This window comes from Mycobacterium sp. P7213 (genome assembly GCF_900604305.1).
Taxonomy (GTDB): Bacteria; Actinomycetota; Actinomycetes; order Mycobacteriales; family Mycobacteriaceae; genus Mycobacterium.
The window spans coordinates 20,330-34,711 of sequence record NZ_UWOA01000049.1; the positions used below are offsets into that span (position 1 = coordinate 20,330).

Sequence of the window (14,382 nt, forward strand, 5' to 3'; positions counted from 1 at the left end):
CCGGTCGAACCCGGCTAGGGTGGGAAATCGAGCTGTGAACTTCGAGAACGGAGCACGGTATGCCCACCAGGGACCACCCCAAGAGCGTTCCCGGGGTCCCCTACATCTTTCCGGACTGGCTGGACTACCTGCAGCGCACCATCGAAAGCCCCGTTGTCAAACGATTCCACCTCCCTACCTTCGCGGTGATCGACCATCGGGGCCGAAAGTCCGGCAACCCGTACCGCACCGTCGTACGCGCCTTCTGCAAGGGCCCGCGGCTGGCTATCATGCTCGGCCACGGCAAAGCCGACTGGGTCAGGAACGTGCTGGCCGCCGGGGAGGCCGACGTACACCTGTTCCGGCGCGACGTTCGCGTCACCAACCCGCGGATCGTGCCGGTCGGCGGCGACACCAGCGGCCTGCCGTGGATCACCCGGTTGGGGTCCCGGCGGGTCGGGATACTGGTCGCAGACATCACCTGAAACACCACGAGGAACGGAGTCCGTATGGCTGGCGACAAGAGTGCCGGGGATGAGCCCAAGCTGCCGGTGGTGTTCCCGCCGTGGCTGGACCGGCTGCAGATCAAATACATGAACCCGGTGGTCAAGCCGCTGTCCCGGTTCCTTCCCGGCACGTCGGTAATCAAGCACCGCGGCCGTAAGTCCGGCAATCCCTACGAGACGGTGGTGACGACCTACCGCAAGGGTGACCTGCTGGCTGTGGCGTTGGGCCACGGCATGGCCGACTGGGTTAAGAACGTGGTGGCCGCCGGGGAGGCCGACGTGCGGTTGTTCCGCAGTGAACTGCACCTGACCAACCCGCGGATCCTGCCAGCCGGTACGGCCGATGGGTCCCTGCCGTGGGCCGTGCGGCTGCAGAACCGCAAAGTCGCGGTGCTGGTCACTGACATCAGCTGATGTCGGCGGGCGGCAGGTCAGCGACGACAGGGCGGTAGCCGAGAGTCCAGGTCTCGCTGATCGAGGAGATCGCGGTGCCGGGCTTCCGGCGTCATCGCCAGGAGCGACATGTCGGCTTGCACCGTCGGATCCAGGTAGGCGGGCGGGCGACGCCAGTAGGCACCCCCGAACCCGTCAGTGCAGTCAGGCGGTACGGGGACCCGTCGTCATTCACAGCGCCCATGCGTGGATCCGGCCGCCCGGTCCTGTCTTACCGGGTCACGCCGATGCCTCGCGCCTGATTCTTACCGCGCCGAGTAAGAGTAGGATCGTAAGATGCGAATCACCAGCAAGGGCCAGGTGACTATTCCTCAGCACATCCGGGAACGGTACGGGTTATTGCCCGATACCGAGGTCGACTTCATCGATGACGACGGGACGGTGACGCTCGCACCGCGACGATCCGGCCGACCCGATCGAGGCGACAACGCGGTTGCCGTTCTCCGCGGAACCGGCCATCGCAGGATGTCGACCGATGAGTTGCTGCGCCTGACCCGTGACTGAGCCCTGCCGCCCCGCCGGCTACCTGGTCGACTCGAACGTGCTGCTCGACGTCGCCACCGAGGATCCGCGGTGGTTCGGGTGGTCGTCCGAGGCGTTGAGCACCGCGGCGCGGACCGTGCCGTTGCTGATCAATCCCCTGGTTTACGCGGAGGTCTCCGCCAACTACGACACGGTCGAGGAACTCGACGAGGCTCTGCCCGAGGCCCTGTTTCGCAGGGCTCCGCTGCCCTATCCGGCCGGATTCGTCGCAGCGCGCGCGTTTCTGGCCTACCGCTCGCGGGGCGGCGCACGGAGATCACCGCTACCAGATTTCTACATCGGCGCGCACGCGGCGGTGGACCGACTCGGCCTGGTAACTCGGGATGCTCGTCGGTATCGCAGCTATTTCCCGACCGTGGAGTTGATTGCCCCGGACTCCGGCGCCTGATCGCCACACCGGGATCGCGAGTGTGCGGTTTCATCCGCAGCGGGCGGCGCGTCGCGGATGAAACCGCACAACCGAGCAGACGGGGATGGCGGTAGCGGCAGCGGGGCCACCTGACTTACATGTCCAGGCCGATGTCGAGCACTCGCACCGAATGGGTGAGGGCTCCCACGGCCAGGTAGTCGACTCCGGTGGCGGCGTAGGCTCCCGCGCTGTCGAGGGTCAGCCCGCCCGACGACTCCAGCAGTACGCCGGGGGCGCGCGAGTCGCGTCGCTGCACGGCCATCTGGGTCTGCCAGACCTCGAAGTTGTCCAGGAGCACCAGCTCGGGCCCCTCGGCGAGCACCTCGTCGAACTGCTCGAGTGAATCGACCTCGACCTCGCAGGGCACGTCGGGCGCTGCCGCCCGCACCGCCCGCAGCGCCGCGGCCACCGAACCCGCCGCGGCCACATGGTTGTCCTTGATCAGCGCGGCATCGCCCAGGCCCATCCGGTGATTTACCCCGCCGCCGACGCGTACCGCGTACTTCTGCAGCAGCCGCAGGCCGGGCAGCGTCTTGCGGGTGTCGCGGATGCGCGCTGACGTGCCGTCTACGGCGTCGACCCAAGCCGCGGTGGCCGTTGCGATCCCGGACAGGTGGCACACCAGGTTGAGCATGGTGCGTTCGGCGGTCAGCAGGCCACGAGTGTCGGCCTTGAGGCCCAGTACCGGTGCGCCGGCCGGCAGTCGGCTGCCGTCGGTCACCTTGTCCAACACCTGGTAGCCGTCGGCTCCGAGGACCTCGTCGAGCACCAGGAGGGCCAGGTCGACCCCGGCGATCACCCCGGGCGCCCGCGTGACCATGGCCGCTTCGGCCGTCACACCGGCGGGAACCGTTGCGGCGGTGGTGACATCGGGCCCGTAACGCAGGTCCTCATCGAGCGCGCGGCCGATGACCTGGCGCGCCTCGTCGAGTTCGGTCTCGGACAACGTCACGATGCGACCCCCGCGGGTGTCTCGAGCGCGACAAACCCGTCGCGCAGCCGGATGGTGGAACTACGGGCCTGACCAGGATCGGCGTCCGGGCAGTCGGACCGGTGGTGGCAGCCCCGGCTTTCGGCGCGCGCCGACGCCGCCGCTGTGACAACGCGGGCGGCCAACGTCAGTGCGGCGTCCTCGACACCGGCCCGGTCGGTGACCTGGCGGGCACCGGCGCCGCCCAACAGCTCGTGCAGTCGGGTGAGGCCATGCACGTCACGGACCACCGAGGCGTCGCGCGACATCGCGTCCTGCAGCGTCTGCCGGTCCAGTGCCGTGTGCCGGGCGGGCTCGCCCACCACCGCGTCGCAGCCACCCACTGATACCGAGTGAGCTGCGGCCGCAGCGCCCGCGCGCTCACCGACCACCAGACCTTCCAGCAGGCTGTTGGACGCCAGCCGGTTGGCGCCGTGCATGCCGGTTCGGGCCACCTCGCCCGCGGCGAACAGACCGGGCAACTCGGTGCGGCCGGCGATGTCGGTGACCACCCCACCACAGCTGTAATGCGCGCCGGGAACCACCGGAATCGGTTGACGCACCGGGTCGATCCCGGCGTCGCGGCAGGCCGCGGTGACGGTCGGGAAGCGTTGCGCGAAGCCGTCGATCCCGCGCGCATCGAGATACGCGCACTCGTCGCCGGTTTCGCGCAGCCGCGCGTCGATAGCTCCCGCCACCACGTCGCGCGGGGCCAGATCCCCCATCGGGTGCACCCCATCGGTGATCGAGGCGCCGCGGGCGTCGATCAGCCTGGCGCCTTCACCGCGCACCGCCTCGGTGATCAGCGGCCGGCGCCCGCCGGTGCCGCGGCCGTTGGCGGCTCCCGAGAACAGCATGGTCGGGTGGAACTGGATGAATTCCAGGTCGCTGACCGCCACACCGGCCCAGAGCGCCAGGGCCAGCCCGTCGCCGGTCGCCCCACCGGGATTGGTGGTCGCCCGGTACAGATGCCCCAGACCGCCGGTGGCCAGCACCACCGACGGGGTGTGAATCACGCCGATACCGTCGGCGTTGGCCACCAGCACGCCGGTGACGCGGTCGGCGTCGCGCAGGATCTCACACACCACCTGACCGCAGCGAACATCAAGTGCGGCGGCGGCCTGGTCAAGCGCACGCTGCACCTCGGCGCCGGTGGCGTCGCCGCCGGCATGAATGATGCGGCGCCGGGAGTGCCCGCCTTCGCGGGTGAGCGCCCAGTGGCCGTCGCGGCCCTGGTCGAACACCGCACCCGAGCCGGCCAGGTCACAGACCGCACGATAACCGTCGGCCACGATCGAGGTCACCGCCTCGCGGTCGCACAATCCGCCGCCGGCGGCCAGGGTGTCGGCGACGTGGTCGGCCACCGAGTCGTCATTGCCGGGCAGGACCACTGCGATCCCGCCCTGGGCGTAGTGCGTCGCCGTGGCGGCTGAGCCCGCGGCGGACTTGCTGAGTACCACCACCTCACGCCCGGCGCGGTACGCGGCTCGCGCCGCCGCCAGCCCGCCGACACCGGTGCCGATGACCACGACATCGGCCCGCCGCTGCCAGCTGGGACCAGGGGTCACTTGCTGACCGGGACGGAGTGTCCGATAGAGATCATCCGCTGCACGCTGCGGGCTGCCAGACGCGCCGTCTCGGGGTCGACATGGATCTCGTCGGCGCCCTCGGTCAGGCTGCGCAGCAGGGCCGCCGGGGTGATCATCTTCATGTACTTGCAGGCCGCCTTGCGGTTGACGGCCTCGAAGTCGACCTGCGGCGCCGCCTTGCGCAGCTGGTGGATCATGCCGACCTCGGTGGCAACCAGCACCTTGCGGGCCCCGGTGCGCGCGGCCTCCTCGAGCATCCCGCCGGTGGACAGGATCTTGACCTGCTCCTCGGGGAAATGGCCCTCGCCGACCAGGTACAGCGACGACGTCGCGCAGCCGCACTCGGGGTGCACGAACAGTGCGGCGTCGGGGTTGGCCCGGGCCTTCTCCGCGAGCTCGTCGCCGTTGATGGCTGCGTGCACGTGGCATTCGCCGGCCCAGATATGGAGGTTGTCGCGGCCGGTGACCCGCTTGACGTGCTGGCCCAGGAACTGGTCGGGAAGGAACAGCACCTCGCGGTCCGGATCGATCGCGTTGACCACATCGACGGCATTCGAAGAGGTGCAGCAGTAGTCGGTCAGTGCCTTGACCGCCGCGGTGGTGTTCACGTAGGACACCACGACCGCGTCCGGGTATTCGTCGCGCCAGGCCTGCAGTTCCTCGGCGGTGATCGAGTCGGCCAGCGAACAGCCCGCCCGGGTGTCGGGCAGCAGCACCGTCTTGTCCGGGGACAGGATCTTGGCCGTCTCGGCCATGAAGTGCACACCGCAGAACACGATGGTGTCCTCGTCGGCGGTGGCCGCGATCCGGGCCAGCGCCAGGGAGTCCCCGACGTGGTCGGCGATGTCTTGGATCGCCGGAAGTTGGTAGTTATGGGCGAGGATCGTCGCGTTGCGTTCCTTCTTGAGCCGGAGAACCTCGGCCACCCACTCCTCGTCGGGTTCGATACCGCTGTAGCCGGCCGGCGAGTTCACGATGCGGTCGGCCAGGCTGCTTGCCCGCACACCGCTGTCGGTGAGGGTGGTCATGAGTGACTCCTTCTCAGAACAGGTTTTCGACTTATAATCGAAAACGTGGTCCATACTAGCACCGCGCACGAAGTGCTCACCGTCGTCTTCCAGGTTGGCGGCCTTGATCAGCGCCGCCCCAGACTCAATGTGCTGCTGTGGGAACGCGCGCGCGAACCGCAGTCGGGGCGCTGGTCACTGCCCGGTGGCCTGCTGCGCAATGACGAGGATGTCACGGCGTCGGCCCGACGCCAGCTGGCTGAAAAGGTCGACCTACGTGAGATCGCCCACCTTGAGCAGCTGGCTGTGTTTTCCGACCCGCGCCGGGTGCCCGGCGTGCGCACCATCGCCTCGACCTTTCTGGGCTTGGTGCCCTCCCCCGCGGACCCGGAGCTGCCGAGCGACACCCACTGGCATCCGGTCGACGCCTTGCCGGCCATGGCGTTCGACCACGGACCGATGGTGGCGCACGCACACAGTCGTCTGGTCGCCAAGATGTCCTATACCAACATCGGATTCGGCTTGGCGCCAACGGAATTCATCTTGTCCACGCTGCGCGACATCTACAGCGTGGTGTTGGGCTACCAGGTCGATGCCACCAATCTGCAGCGGGTGCTGGTGCGCCGCGGGGTGATCACCCGCACCGGTACCACCGCCCGATCGGGGCGTAGCGGGGGCCGTCCGGCGGCCCGATACCGGTTCACCGACTCCGAACTTCGCGTCACCGACGAATTCGCCGCGTTGCGCCCGCCCGGGTGAGTCGACTGGAATCTTAACGCCCTCTTAAGCAAGAATGCCGGGATGGATGTCGACAGTCTGGCCCGCGAAACATCTGTCGAGTGGATCGGGCAGGCCCCGCACCAGCCGCTGCAGGCCGGCGAACGCCCCCTGCCGGTGGACGAAGATCCGTTCTATGCGCCGCCGGCAGGCTTCCAGCACGCCGTGGCCGGCACGGTCCTGCGCTCCCGCGACGTCGAGCTGGCCTTTTTGGGCCTGATCCCGCAGCAACTGCAGGCCACCCAACTGCTCTACCGCACCGTCGACCGCAATAACATCCCGCAGGTGTCGGTGACCACCGTGGTGGTGCCCTCCGACCGGGACCGGACCCGGCCATGCCCGATCGTGTCGTACCAGTGCGCGATCGACGCGGTGGACGGCCGCTGCTTCCCGTCCTTCGCGCTGCGCCGCCGCGCCCGGGCGCACGGGTCTTTCACCCAACTCGAATTCGTGCTGATCGCAGCCATCCTGTCGCAGGGCTGGGCGGTCTCGATCCCCGACCACGAGGGCCGCTTCGGCCACTGGGGGGCGCCGTATGAACCCGGCTACTACGTGCTCGACGGGCTGCGCGCCGCGCTGGGCCACGACCAGCTGGGACTGTCCGCCGACGCCCAGGTGGGCCTCTGGGGCTACTCCGGCGGCGGTCTGTCCACGGCGTGGGCGGCTCAGGTCTGCGGCGACTACGCCCCCGACCTCAATATCGTCGGCGTCGCACTGGGCTCACCGGTGGGCGACCTCGGCAACACCCTGCAGCGTCTCAACGGCTCATTCTGGTCCGGCCTGCCAGCCATCATGATCTCCGCGCTGGCCCGGGTGTATCCCGACCTCGACAAGGTCATCGAGGAGCACGCCACCGTCGAAGGCCGCGCACTGCTGCACTCCCTGGAGCTGGTCACCACCGCGACCGCGGTGCTGCGCCTGCACCATCGCGCCCTGGACACCTTCATCGACCGGCCGCTGGAACAGCTGATCGAACACCCCGTCGTCCAGCATGTGTTCGACGACACCCGACTGGGCGGCGCGGTCCCGGCTGTCCCGGTGCTGATGCTGCAGGCCATCCACGACCAGGTGATCTCCGTCGACGACATCGACGCGCTCGCCGAGACCTACGCGGCCGGCGGCGTGCCGATCACCTACCACCGCGATCTGCTCAGCGAGCACGTGACACTGCATCCACTGTCGGCACCGATGGTGCTGGACTGGTTGCGCGACCGGTTCGCCAACCGGCCGCTGCCGCAGGCGCCGGTGAGCAGTGCCTGGCCGGCGCTGCTGAACCCCAAGACCTATCTCGGGCTGTTGCGCCTGGGTGTGGTCGCGGGCCGGGTCATCACCGGCGGGGCGGTGCGACGCCTTCCGCTGTGACCGCCCGCTGCGGTCGCCGCACGGATTCCGGCGGATAGCCGCCCAAGTCGTCGCGGGTGCTCCACGTGGCGCACATGCCGTAGACCAATGCTGCAGTGGCGGCAGGCAGCAGCAGGGAGGCCGCGATCTGCAGCGGCGTGTGCCCGAAGAACACCGGCGGCCCCTCGGCGACGTAGTGCACCCGGTGGTCGGGGCTCACCGGCGCGGCATCCACGTCGATGCTGCCGTAGCGGCGCTGCACCAAGACGGTGCCGGTCAGGACCGCCAGCGCTGCCCCGGCAGCCAGGCCTCCCACCAGGCCGGCGATCATGCCCGGTCCCCGATGGGCCCGCCACTGCCAGGCCAGGGTGGCCGCCACCACTGCCACTACGCCCAACAGCCCGAGCAGCAGGAACGGCGCGATGAAGAAGTTCTCGGCCTCGTTGCCCAGGTAGGCCTGCACCCGCTCGCCGCCGCGGGTCAGTGCCACCACCCCGTTGATGGGCGGGGCGACCCACGCCCACAATGCGCCGATCGGCAGGCCGATGACGGCCAGTCCGGCGGCGATGGTCAGGTATGCCCGTTTCCGCGTGATCCGCGGCGCTCCGGGGGTCGTCACCGCTGGGTGTCCAGGTCGGCCGAATCCACCAGACCGTGCCGCGAACACTTGGCCCACCAGCCATCAGGGCGGACCTGCACCATCATCCGGCGCCCACAGGAGGCACAGAACCGCGGCGGCTCCAGGCCCAACTGGGCCGCGGTCGGCAACGAAGCCCCGGCGGGATCGTCGCTCTGCACGCCGGTGTAGACGTTGTAGACACCGGCTGCCACCGGAACGGGCAGGTCGCGAACCATCACAGGGTGGCGTTGAGTGCCTTGATCGGCATCTGCAGGTCGTCGAGCAGTTCCAGGTCGGTCTCGGCAGGCCGGCCCAGGGTGGTCAGGTAGTTGCCGACGATGATGGCGTTGATACCGCCCAGGATGCCCTGCTTGGCACCCAGGTCGCCCAGCGTGATCTCCCGGCCGCCCGCGAAGCGCAGCATGGTGCGCGGCAGCGCCAGCCGGAACGCCGCGACGGCCCGCAGCGCGTCGGCGGCCGGCAGCACCTCCAGGTCGCCGAACGGAGTGCCCGGGCGTGGGTTGAGGAAGTTCAGCGGCACTTCGTCGGGGTTGAGCTCAGCCAGATCGGCGGCGAACTCCGCGCGTTGCTCCAGCGTCTCGCCCATGCCGAGGATGCCGCCGGAACAGACCTCCATGCCGGCCTCGGCCACCATGCGCAGGGTCTCCCACCGCTCTTCCCAGGTGTGGGTGGTGACGACGTTGGGGAAATGCGATCGGGCGGTCTCCAGGTTGTGGTTGTAGCGGTGCACGCCCATGGCGGCCAGCTTGTCCACCTGCTCCTGGGTCAGCATGCCCAGCGAACAGGCGATCTGGATGTCGACCTCGTTGCGGATGGCTTCGATGCCCGCGGCGACCTGGGCGAGCAGCCGCTCGTCGGGCCCGCGTACCGCGGCGACGATGCAGAACTCGGTGGCGCCGGTCTTGGCGGTCTGTTTGGCCGCCTCGACCAGGCTGGGAATGTCCAGCCACGCGCTACGCACCGGTGAGGAGAACAGTCCCGACTGCGAGCAGAAGTGGCAATCCTCGGGGCAGCCACCGGTTTTCAGGCTGATGATGCCCTCGACCTCGATCTCCGGACCACACCAGCGCATCCGCACCTCGTGGGCCAACGCCAGCAGCTCATCGAGGCGATCGTCGGGTAGCTGCAGCACTTCGAGAACCTGATCCCGACGCAACGCCTCGCCGCGCTCCAGTACCTGCTCCCGCGCCAGCGCCAGGATGTCGTCGGTCACACGTGCTCCCCTCAAAAACTTGAACGGTGTTCAGGTTAGGCTAGGGGGGTGCAGCTGCACAAACCTGACGTGGTCGCGGCGGCGACCACCATCCTGGACGACTACGGCATCGCCGATCTGTCGATGCGCCGGCTGGCGCGCGAGCTTAATGTCAGCCCGAGCGCGCTGTACTGGCATTTCGCCAACAAGCAGCAGTTGCTGGGTGCGGTCGCCGACCGCGTGCTGGCGCCCGCGTGTGCCGATCCCGGGCCGGGCAGCTGGCAGTGGCGGATCCAGACCGTGGGCCAACGCCTGCGCGATGCGCTGCTGTCCCACACCGACGGTGCCGAGCTGGTGTCGGCCAGCATGGCGGCCGGCCAGTCGCAGGCGGCCACCGACATCCTGACGCTGTTGGCGGAGTCGGCGACAGCCGCAGGCGTACACCCGGATCAGGCCGGGCAGGTCGCCCGCACCGTTGTCTACTACGTGCTGGGGTTCACCGCCGACGAACAGTCCCGCCTGCAGTGGGACGCTGCCGGGGCCGCCGAGATCACGCCCGAGGCCGACCCGAGCGGCGCATTCGCGTTCGGGATGGGACTGCTGATCGACGGCCTGACGATGCGGGCCGGTGTAACCGTCGGTAGCCCTTCGCGGTGACCCTTCGCGCCCGGCCTCGCCGCGCCTGCGATCACCGCTTAGATCAGATACTCGTTGCGCGCGTTGCCATCCCATCGGCGCAGCCCGACAAATCGCCCGCTGATGTCAGCTCGGCCGGCGATGCGCTGAGCCCGGCCCAACTGGTCCGGCCCGACCCGGCGGGCCAGCGTGGTGTGCGCCGTCCACCGGCCCGGCGTCACGTTGGCCAACGGTCCGGGCATCAGGAGGGGTGCGCATAACCGGTACACCTGCTCGTGCAGTTCCAGCAGGGCCACCGTCGGCACCACCAGCCGTGCCAGCACCCCGTGTGAGCGGCCGAAGATCAGCGTCGCGCCAAGCGTGCAGTCCATCGGCAGTCGGTCGGCAACGGTGGCCAGCGCGGCGTCGGCCTGCGGATCGATGCGCTGGGCGACCACCAGGGTGACGTGCGGTCGCGCGGCCGGGGCCTGGCTGGGCACGCCGGCGGCGGCCAGATCGGTCCAGATCCGCCGGACCGCGGTCTCGGTGCCGGCGTCGAAGACCAGCTCGATCGAGTGCACCATCGCTACCCCGCCAGGGTGCGCACCCAGTCGGTGTCGAACGCTGCGGCACTCATGGCCGCGAACTCCGCGACGCCCAGCGCGGAGGCACCGGCCGGCAGCACCGCGCGTACCGCAGCTTGCCGGGCCAGCGCCCCGCGGTTGCTGGTGGCGGCCGGTCCGGGCTGTGCCGGCCAGCTGCCGATCACCAATCCGGCGCACGACAACCCTTGTCCGGCCAGTGATTCCAGGGTCAGTGCGGTGTGGTTGAGGGTGCCCAGTTCGGCGCCGACCACCACCAGCACGGTGGCGCCGAGGTCGACGGCCAGATCGCGCAGCGTGACGCCGTCGGCTGCCAGCTCGACGAGCAGGCCACCGGCGCCCTCCACCAGGGTCAGTCGTTCCGGGCGGTCGGCGGCCCGGATCAGCGCCGACAGCTCGGCGCGGGTCGGCAGTGTCATCCCGGCCTGCTCGGCCGCGGCCGCCGGGGCCAGCGGCGCCGGGTAGCGGGCAGCGGCGAACAGTTCGCTCACCCCCGAGAGCCGGCCGACCTCGGCCAGGTCGTCGTCGCCGTCAGCGGTGCCGGTCTGAACCGGTTTGCACACCGCCACGTCCAGCCCGGCCTGCCGGGCAGCGCCGGCCAGCGCGGCGGTCGCGATCGTCTTGCCCACGCCGGTGCCGGTACCGGTGATGACCAAGACGGTCATGACGACAAAGCGGGATGGTCGCGCAGCACGGCGCGCAGCACCCGTCGCGCCAACTCCAGATCGTCGGCGGTCAGCGAAGCCCGCGCGGTCAGCCGCAACCGGGACGTGCCCGCGGGCACGGTGGGCGGCCGGAAACAGCCCACCCGGACTCCGGCGTCCAGACAGGCGGTCGCGGCGGCCACCGCCGTCTCCGCGTCCCCGAGAATGACCGAGACCACCGCGGATTGCGGCTGGTCGCGCAGCTCGCAGATCTGGGCCAGCACGCCCGCGTGCCGAAGCACGTCGGCGGCGCGAGACGGCTCGGCGACCAGCACATCCAGGGCGGCCGATGCCGCGCCCAGTGCCGCCGGCGCGAGTCCGGTGTCGAAGATGAACGTGCGGGCGGCGTCGATGAGGTGATCGCGAACCTCTACGGGCCCCAGCACCGCACCGCCCTGACTGCCCAGGGCCTTGGACAACGTCGTCGTGATCACCACATCGGGCGCGCCGGCCAACCCGACCTCGTGCACCAGCCCGCGGCCACCGGAGCCGCGCACCCCCAGTGCGTGCGCCTCGTCGACGATCAACAGGGCGCCGTACCTGCGGCACACCTCGTGCAGCCGGCGCAGCGGGGCCAGCGCGCCGTCAGTGCTGAACACCGACTCGGTGAGCACAACGGCGCGTTCCTCGGTCCGGCCGGCCAATGCCGCGGCGACGGCGTCCACGTCCCGGTGCTCGGTGACGACGACCCTCGCCCTCGAGAGCCGGCAGGCGTCCACCAGAGATGCGTGACAGTAGGCGTCCGACACCACCAGTGCCCCCGGCCCGGACAGGCTGACCACCGCGCCGAGATTGGCGGTGTAACCGGAGGAGAACACCAAACCCGCTGGCGCACCGACGAAGTCGGCAAGATCCTGTTCGAACTGCTGATGCAGTTCGGTATTGCCGGTCACCAGACGCGATCCCCCGGCGCCGCCGCCCCAGGTCTGCAGCGCCTCGACACCGCCGGCGATGACGGCCGGGTGGGTCGCCAGGCCGAGGTAGTCGTTGGACGCCAGGTCCAGTTCGGTGGCGACCACAGGCCGCACCCGCAGTGAACGTCGCAGACCGGCCTGTCGACGCCGCTGCTCCACCTCGGCCAGCCAGGCCAGTGGCGACACATCGGTGCGGGTCACGCGGCTCTCCCTGTGCGGTCTCGAGACGACTTGAACACTGTTCAGGCTAAGGCATGCACCGCGTCGACCATCGCGCCGCCGATCCGGGCGATCTCCTCGGGGCTACAGATGTAGGGCGGCATCGCGTAGACCAGGTTGCGGAAGGGGCGCAGCCACACGCCGTGCGCCAGTGCCGCTCGAGTCGCAACGGCCATGTCCACCGGTTCCCGGCATTCGATGACTCCGATCGCGCCGCAGACCCGGACGTCAGCGACTCCGGGCAGGTCACGTGCGGGTTGTAGGGCAGCGGTCAGCCCGGCGCCGATCCCGGCGACCGATGCACGCCAGTCCTGGCGCAGCAACAGTTCGGTGCTGGCGACCGAGACCGCGCAGGCCAGCGGGTTCGCCATGAAGGTCGGCCCGTGCATCAGTGCGCCGGCCTCCCCGCCGCTGATCGTGTGGGCGATCTCGGTGCTGCACAACGTGGCGGCCAGGCTGAGGTAACCGCCGGTCATGGCCTTGCCGACACACATGATGTCGGGGGTCACGCCCGCGTGATCGGCGGCGAAGAGCTCACCGGTGCGGCCGAAGCCGGTGGCGATCTCGTCGAAGATCAGCAGTACGCCGTGGCGGGTGCAGGCGTCGCGCAGGTCCACCAGGTAGCGCGGGTCGTGGAAGCGCATACCGCCGGCGCCCTGTACCACCGGCTCCACGATCACGGCAGCCACCTCGTCGCGGTGCTGCTCCAGCTGGGCCTCGAACGCGGCGCTGTAGGCCGGGTCGTAGTCGCGGGGCACCTGCGGGGCGAACAGCTGGGCCACCAGGACATCGCGCCACAGCGAGTGCATGCCGCCGTCGGGGTCGCAGACGCTCATCGGAGTGAAGGTGTCGCCGTGGTAGCCGCCGCGCCAGGTCATCAGCCGGTGTTTGGCGCCGCGGCCGCGAGCGCGCCAGTACTGCAGCGCCATCTTGACCGCGACCTCCACCGACACCGACCCCGAGTCGGAGAAGAACACCGTGTCCAGCCCGGCCGGGGTGATGTCCACCAGCAGCTCGGCTAGCCGAGCGGCGGGTTCGTGGGTGAGCCCGCCGAACATGACGTGGCTCATGGTGCCTACCTGCGCGGTGAGCGCGACGTCCAGTTCGGGGTGGCCGTGGCCGTGGATCGCAGTCCACCACGAGCTCATCGCGTCGAGTACGTCGAGAGGTGCCTCGTCGACGACCAGAGTCAGGTAGGCGCCCCGGGCGGCCAGCGCCACCGTCGGCGCCAGAGATTCGGCGCCGATTGTGCTGTACGGGTGCCACAGGTGTGCGGCGTCGATGGCGCTGATCTGGTCGGGAGTCAACGCGGACATGCCTGACGACAGTAGTGGCCGCCGGCATAACCGTTGGGTCACAGGTTGCGCAATTTCTCTTCCGCGGCGGCTGATGGGGCGTAAACGCCGGTAGTCTCTGTGACAGAAGTGACGAGTGATACTGCCGTGAATATCGGCCGAGAAGGGGGTTGCTCCTATGAAACGCGTCTGCGCTACCGCGATCGCATTGGCGGCGGCCCTGGCTCCGGCGCTGAATGCCGCGCCCGCCTACGCCGACCCGCTGTCTCAGACCGGTCAGAACCAGCTCGTCGAGCGGGTGATCCAGCGAGCGCTCTCGCAGCGCGGCGTGCCCTTCGTCTACGGCGGCGGTGACGTCAACGGGCCCACCAACAGCGCGCGGGCCCGCGCTGCCACCACCCGCAGCTCATTGACCGACATCACCGGCCGCGCCGGCGTCCCGAGCACCCCCAGCAATCCGCTGCTGCCGGGAAGCGTCACCCCGGGTCTGCCGGGCACGTCGCTGGCACCCACCGAGGACATTCCGGACACCACCACCGTCGGTTTCGACGCATCCGGCCTGATCCAGTACGCGTTCGCCGGCGCCGGCATCAGAATGCCGCGCACCTCCGGCGAGCAGTGCAGCGT

Annotated in this window: 18 protein-coding genes; 8 read left to right on the top strand and 10 right to left on the bottom strand. The window is 69.7% G+C overall.

The genetic code is table 11. The features are described 5' to 3' along the window. Positions 1–59: 59 nt before the first annotated feature. From EJK91_RS17235 to EJK91_RS17255, 4 genes are all read left to right on the top strand, one after another. Positions 60–464: a nitroreductase family deazaflavin-dependent oxidoreductase gene (locus EJK91_RS17235; RefSeq protein WP_024443108.1), complete on the top strand. Its 405-nt coding sequence runs from the start codon at positions 60–62 to the stop codon at positions 462–464. Between the two features lie 24 nt (positions 465–488). Continuing rightward, a complete protein-coding gene (locus EJK91_RS17240) occupies positions 489–899 on the top strand; it encodes a nitroreductase family deazaflavin-dependent oxidoreductase (protein ID WP_024443109.1) in 411 nt (136 codons plus the stop codon). A 315-nt stretch (positions 900–1,214) separates the two neighbouring features. Beyond that, the gene (locus tag EJK91_RS17250) at positions 1,215–1,442 is read left to right on the top strand and encodes an AbrB/MazE/SpoVT family DNA-binding domain-containing protein (RefSeq protein ID WP_024443110.1); all 228 of its coding nucleotides are present in this window, start codon (positions 1,215–1,217) and stop codon (positions 1,440–1,442) included. Next, entirely contained in the window at positions 1,435–1,869 is a 435-nt protein-coding gene (locus tag EJK91_RS17255) for a type II toxin-antitoxin system VapC family toxin (protein WP_024443111.1), read from the top strand. The genes EJK91_RS17250 and EJK91_RS17255 overlap by 8 nt, the downstream gene beginning before the upstream one ends. Positions 1,870–1,984: 115 nt before the next feature. On the opposite strand, the gene nadC is transcribed toward EJK91_RS17255, so the two are convergent. The 3 genes from nadC to nadA are packed head-to-tail and all read right to left on the bottom strand — an operon-like array spanning position 1,985 to position 5,477. Beyond that, a complete protein-coding gene (nadC, locus tag EJK91_RS17260) occupies positions 1,985–2,842 on the bottom strand; it encodes a carboxylating nicotinate-nucleotide diphosphorylase (protein WP_164518005.1) in 858 nt (285 codons plus the stop codon). Further along, positions 2,839–4,428: an L-aspartate oxidase gene (locus tag EJK91_RS17265; RefSeq protein ID WP_125079533.1), complete on the bottom strand. Its 1,590-nt coding sequence runs from the start codon at positions 4,426–4,428 to the stop codon at positions 2,839–2,841. Before EJK91_RS17265 ends, nadC begins: the two co-directional genes overlap by 4 nt. After that, a complete protein-coding gene (gene nadA, locus EJK91_RS17270; protein ID WP_024443114.1) occupies positions 4,425–5,477 on the bottom strand; it encodes a quinolinate synthase NadA in 1,053 nt (350 codons plus the stop codon). The genes EJK91_RS17265 and nadA overlap by 4 nt, the downstream gene beginning before the upstream one ends. Before the next feature lie 45 nt (positions 5,478–5,522). On the opposite strand from nadA, the gene EJK91_RS17275 reads away from it, so the two are divergent. Continuing rightward, a complete protein-coding gene (locus EJK91_RS17275; protein WP_024443115.1) occupies positions 5,523–6,215 on the top strand; it encodes an NUDIX hydrolase in 693 nt (230 codons plus the stop codon). A gap of 42 nt (positions 6,216–6,257) precedes the next feature. Beyond that, on the top strand, positions 6,258–7,595 hold the full coding sequence (locus EJK91_RS17280) for a lipase family protein (protein ID WP_024443116.1): 1,338 nt from the start codon (positions 6,258–6,260) through the stop codon (positions 7,593–7,595). Here EJK91_RS17280 and EJK91_RS17285 read toward each other — a convergent pair. Genes EJK91_RS17285 through bioB form a run of 3 tightly spaced genes read right to left on the bottom strand, consistent with a single transcriptional unit; the run spans position 7,561 to position 9,427 of the window. Beyond that, positions 7,561–8,193 (bottom strand): DUF2567 domain-containing protein, encoded by a 633-nt coding sequence (locus EJK91_RS17285; RefSeq protein ID WP_024443117.1) that lies wholly within the window; start codon positions 8,191–8,193, stop codon positions 7,561–7,563. The two genes, EJK91_RS17280 and EJK91_RS17285, sit on opposite strands and share 35 nt — an antisense overlap. Beyond that, positions 8,190–8,429 carry a biotin synthase auxiliary protein BsaP gene (bsaP, locus tag EJK91_RS17290; protein WP_024443118.1) on the bottom strand — a complete coding sequence of 80 codons (240 nt, stop codon included), beginning with the start codon at positions 8,427–8,429 and terminating at the stop codon, positions 8,190–8,192. Before bsaP ends, EJK91_RS17285 begins: the two co-directional genes overlap by 4 nt. Continuing rightward, positions 8,429–9,427, bottom strand: coding sequence for a biotin synthase BioB (gene bioB / locus EJK91_RS17295; protein ID WP_024443119.1), 999 nt, complete (start codon positions 9,425–9,427; stop codon positions 8,429–8,431). The genes bsaP and bioB overlap by 1 nt, the downstream gene beginning before the upstream one ends. 48 nt (positions 9,428–9,475) lie before the next feature. Here bioB and EJK91_RS17300 point away from each other — a divergent pair, with 48 nt between their 5' ends. Next, entirely contained in the window at positions 9,476–10,063 is a 588-nt protein-coding gene (locus EJK91_RS17300) for a TetR family transcriptional regulator (RefSeq protein WP_024443120.1), read from the top strand. Positions 10,064–10,101: 38 nt separating this feature from the next. Here the strand turns inward: EJK91_RS17300 and EJK91_RS17305 are convergent, their stop codons facing one another. From EJK91_RS17305 to EJK91_RS17320, 4 genes are read right to left on the bottom strand one after another with little or no spacing between them, the layout of a single operon-like run. Next, positions 10,102–10,605 (bottom strand): 2'-5' RNA ligase family protein, encoded by a 504-nt coding sequence (locus EJK91_RS17305; protein ID WP_024443121.1) that lies wholly within the window; start codon positions 10,603–10,605, stop codon positions 10,102–10,104. A 2-nt stretch (positions 10,606–10,607) separates the two neighbouring features. Beyond that, the gene (gene bioD / locus EJK91_RS17310) at positions 10,608–11,288 is read right to left on the bottom strand and encodes a dethiobiotin synthase (protein WP_125079534.1); all 681 of its coding nucleotides are present in this window, start codon (positions 11,286–11,288) and stop codon (positions 10,608–10,610) included. Then, complete coding sequence (locus EJK91_RS17315; protein ID WP_125079535.1) at positions 11,285–12,442, bottom strand: 8-amino-7-oxononanoate synthase; 1,158 nt, start codon at positions 12,440–12,442, stop codon at positions 11,285–11,287. Before EJK91_RS17315 ends, bioD begins: the two co-directional genes overlap by 4 nt. Before the next feature lie 41 nt (positions 12,443–12,483). Then, entirely contained in the window at positions 12,484–13,776 is a 1,293-nt protein-coding gene (locus EJK91_RS17320; protein ID WP_125079536.1) for an adenosylmethionine--8-amino-7-oxononanoate transaminase, read from the bottom strand. 157 nt (positions 13,777–13,933) lie between these two features. Here EJK91_RS17320 and EJK91_RS17325 point away from each other — a divergent pair. After that, the coding region (locus tag EJK91_RS17325; protein WP_125079537.1) for an NlpC/P60 family protein at positions 13,934–14,382 on the top strand (449 nt) is incomplete at its 3' end.

Coding starts and splice junctions, on each gene's coding strand:
- EJK91_RS17235 (WP_024443108.1), top strand. CDS start 60: ATGCCCACCAGGGACCACCCCAAGAGCGTTCCCGGGGTCCCCTACATC.
- EJK91_RS17240 (WP_024443109.1), top strand. CDS start 489: ATGGCTGGCGACAAGAGTGCCGGGGATGAGCCCAAGCTGCCGGTGGTG.
- EJK91_RS17250 (WP_024443110.1), top strand. CDS start 1,215: ATGCGAATCACCAGCAAGGGCCAGGTGACTATTCCTCAGCACATCCGG.
- nadA (WP_024443114.1), bottom strand. CDS start 5,477: ATGACCACCCTCACCGACAGCGGTGTGCGGGCAAGCAGCCTGGCCGAC.
- EJK91_RS17280 (WP_024443116.1), top strand. CDS start 6,258: ATGGATGTCGACAGTCTGGCCCGCGAAACATCTGTCGAGTGGATCGGG.
- bsaP (WP_024443118.1), bottom strand. CDS start 8,429: ATGGTTCGCGACCTGCCCGTTCCGGTGGCAGCCGGTGTCTACAACGTC.
- EJK91_RS17305 (WP_024443121.1), bottom strand. CDS start 10,605: ATGGTGCACTCGATCGAGCTGGTCTTCGACGCCGGCACCGAGACCGCG.
- bioD (WP_125079534.1), bottom strand. CDS start 11,288: ATGACCGTCTTGGTCATCACCGGTACCGGCACCGGCGTGGGCAAGACG.
- EJK91_RS17320 (WP_125079536.1), bottom strand. CDS start 13,776: ATGTCCGCGTTGACTCCCGACCAGATCAGCGCCATCGACGCCGCACAC.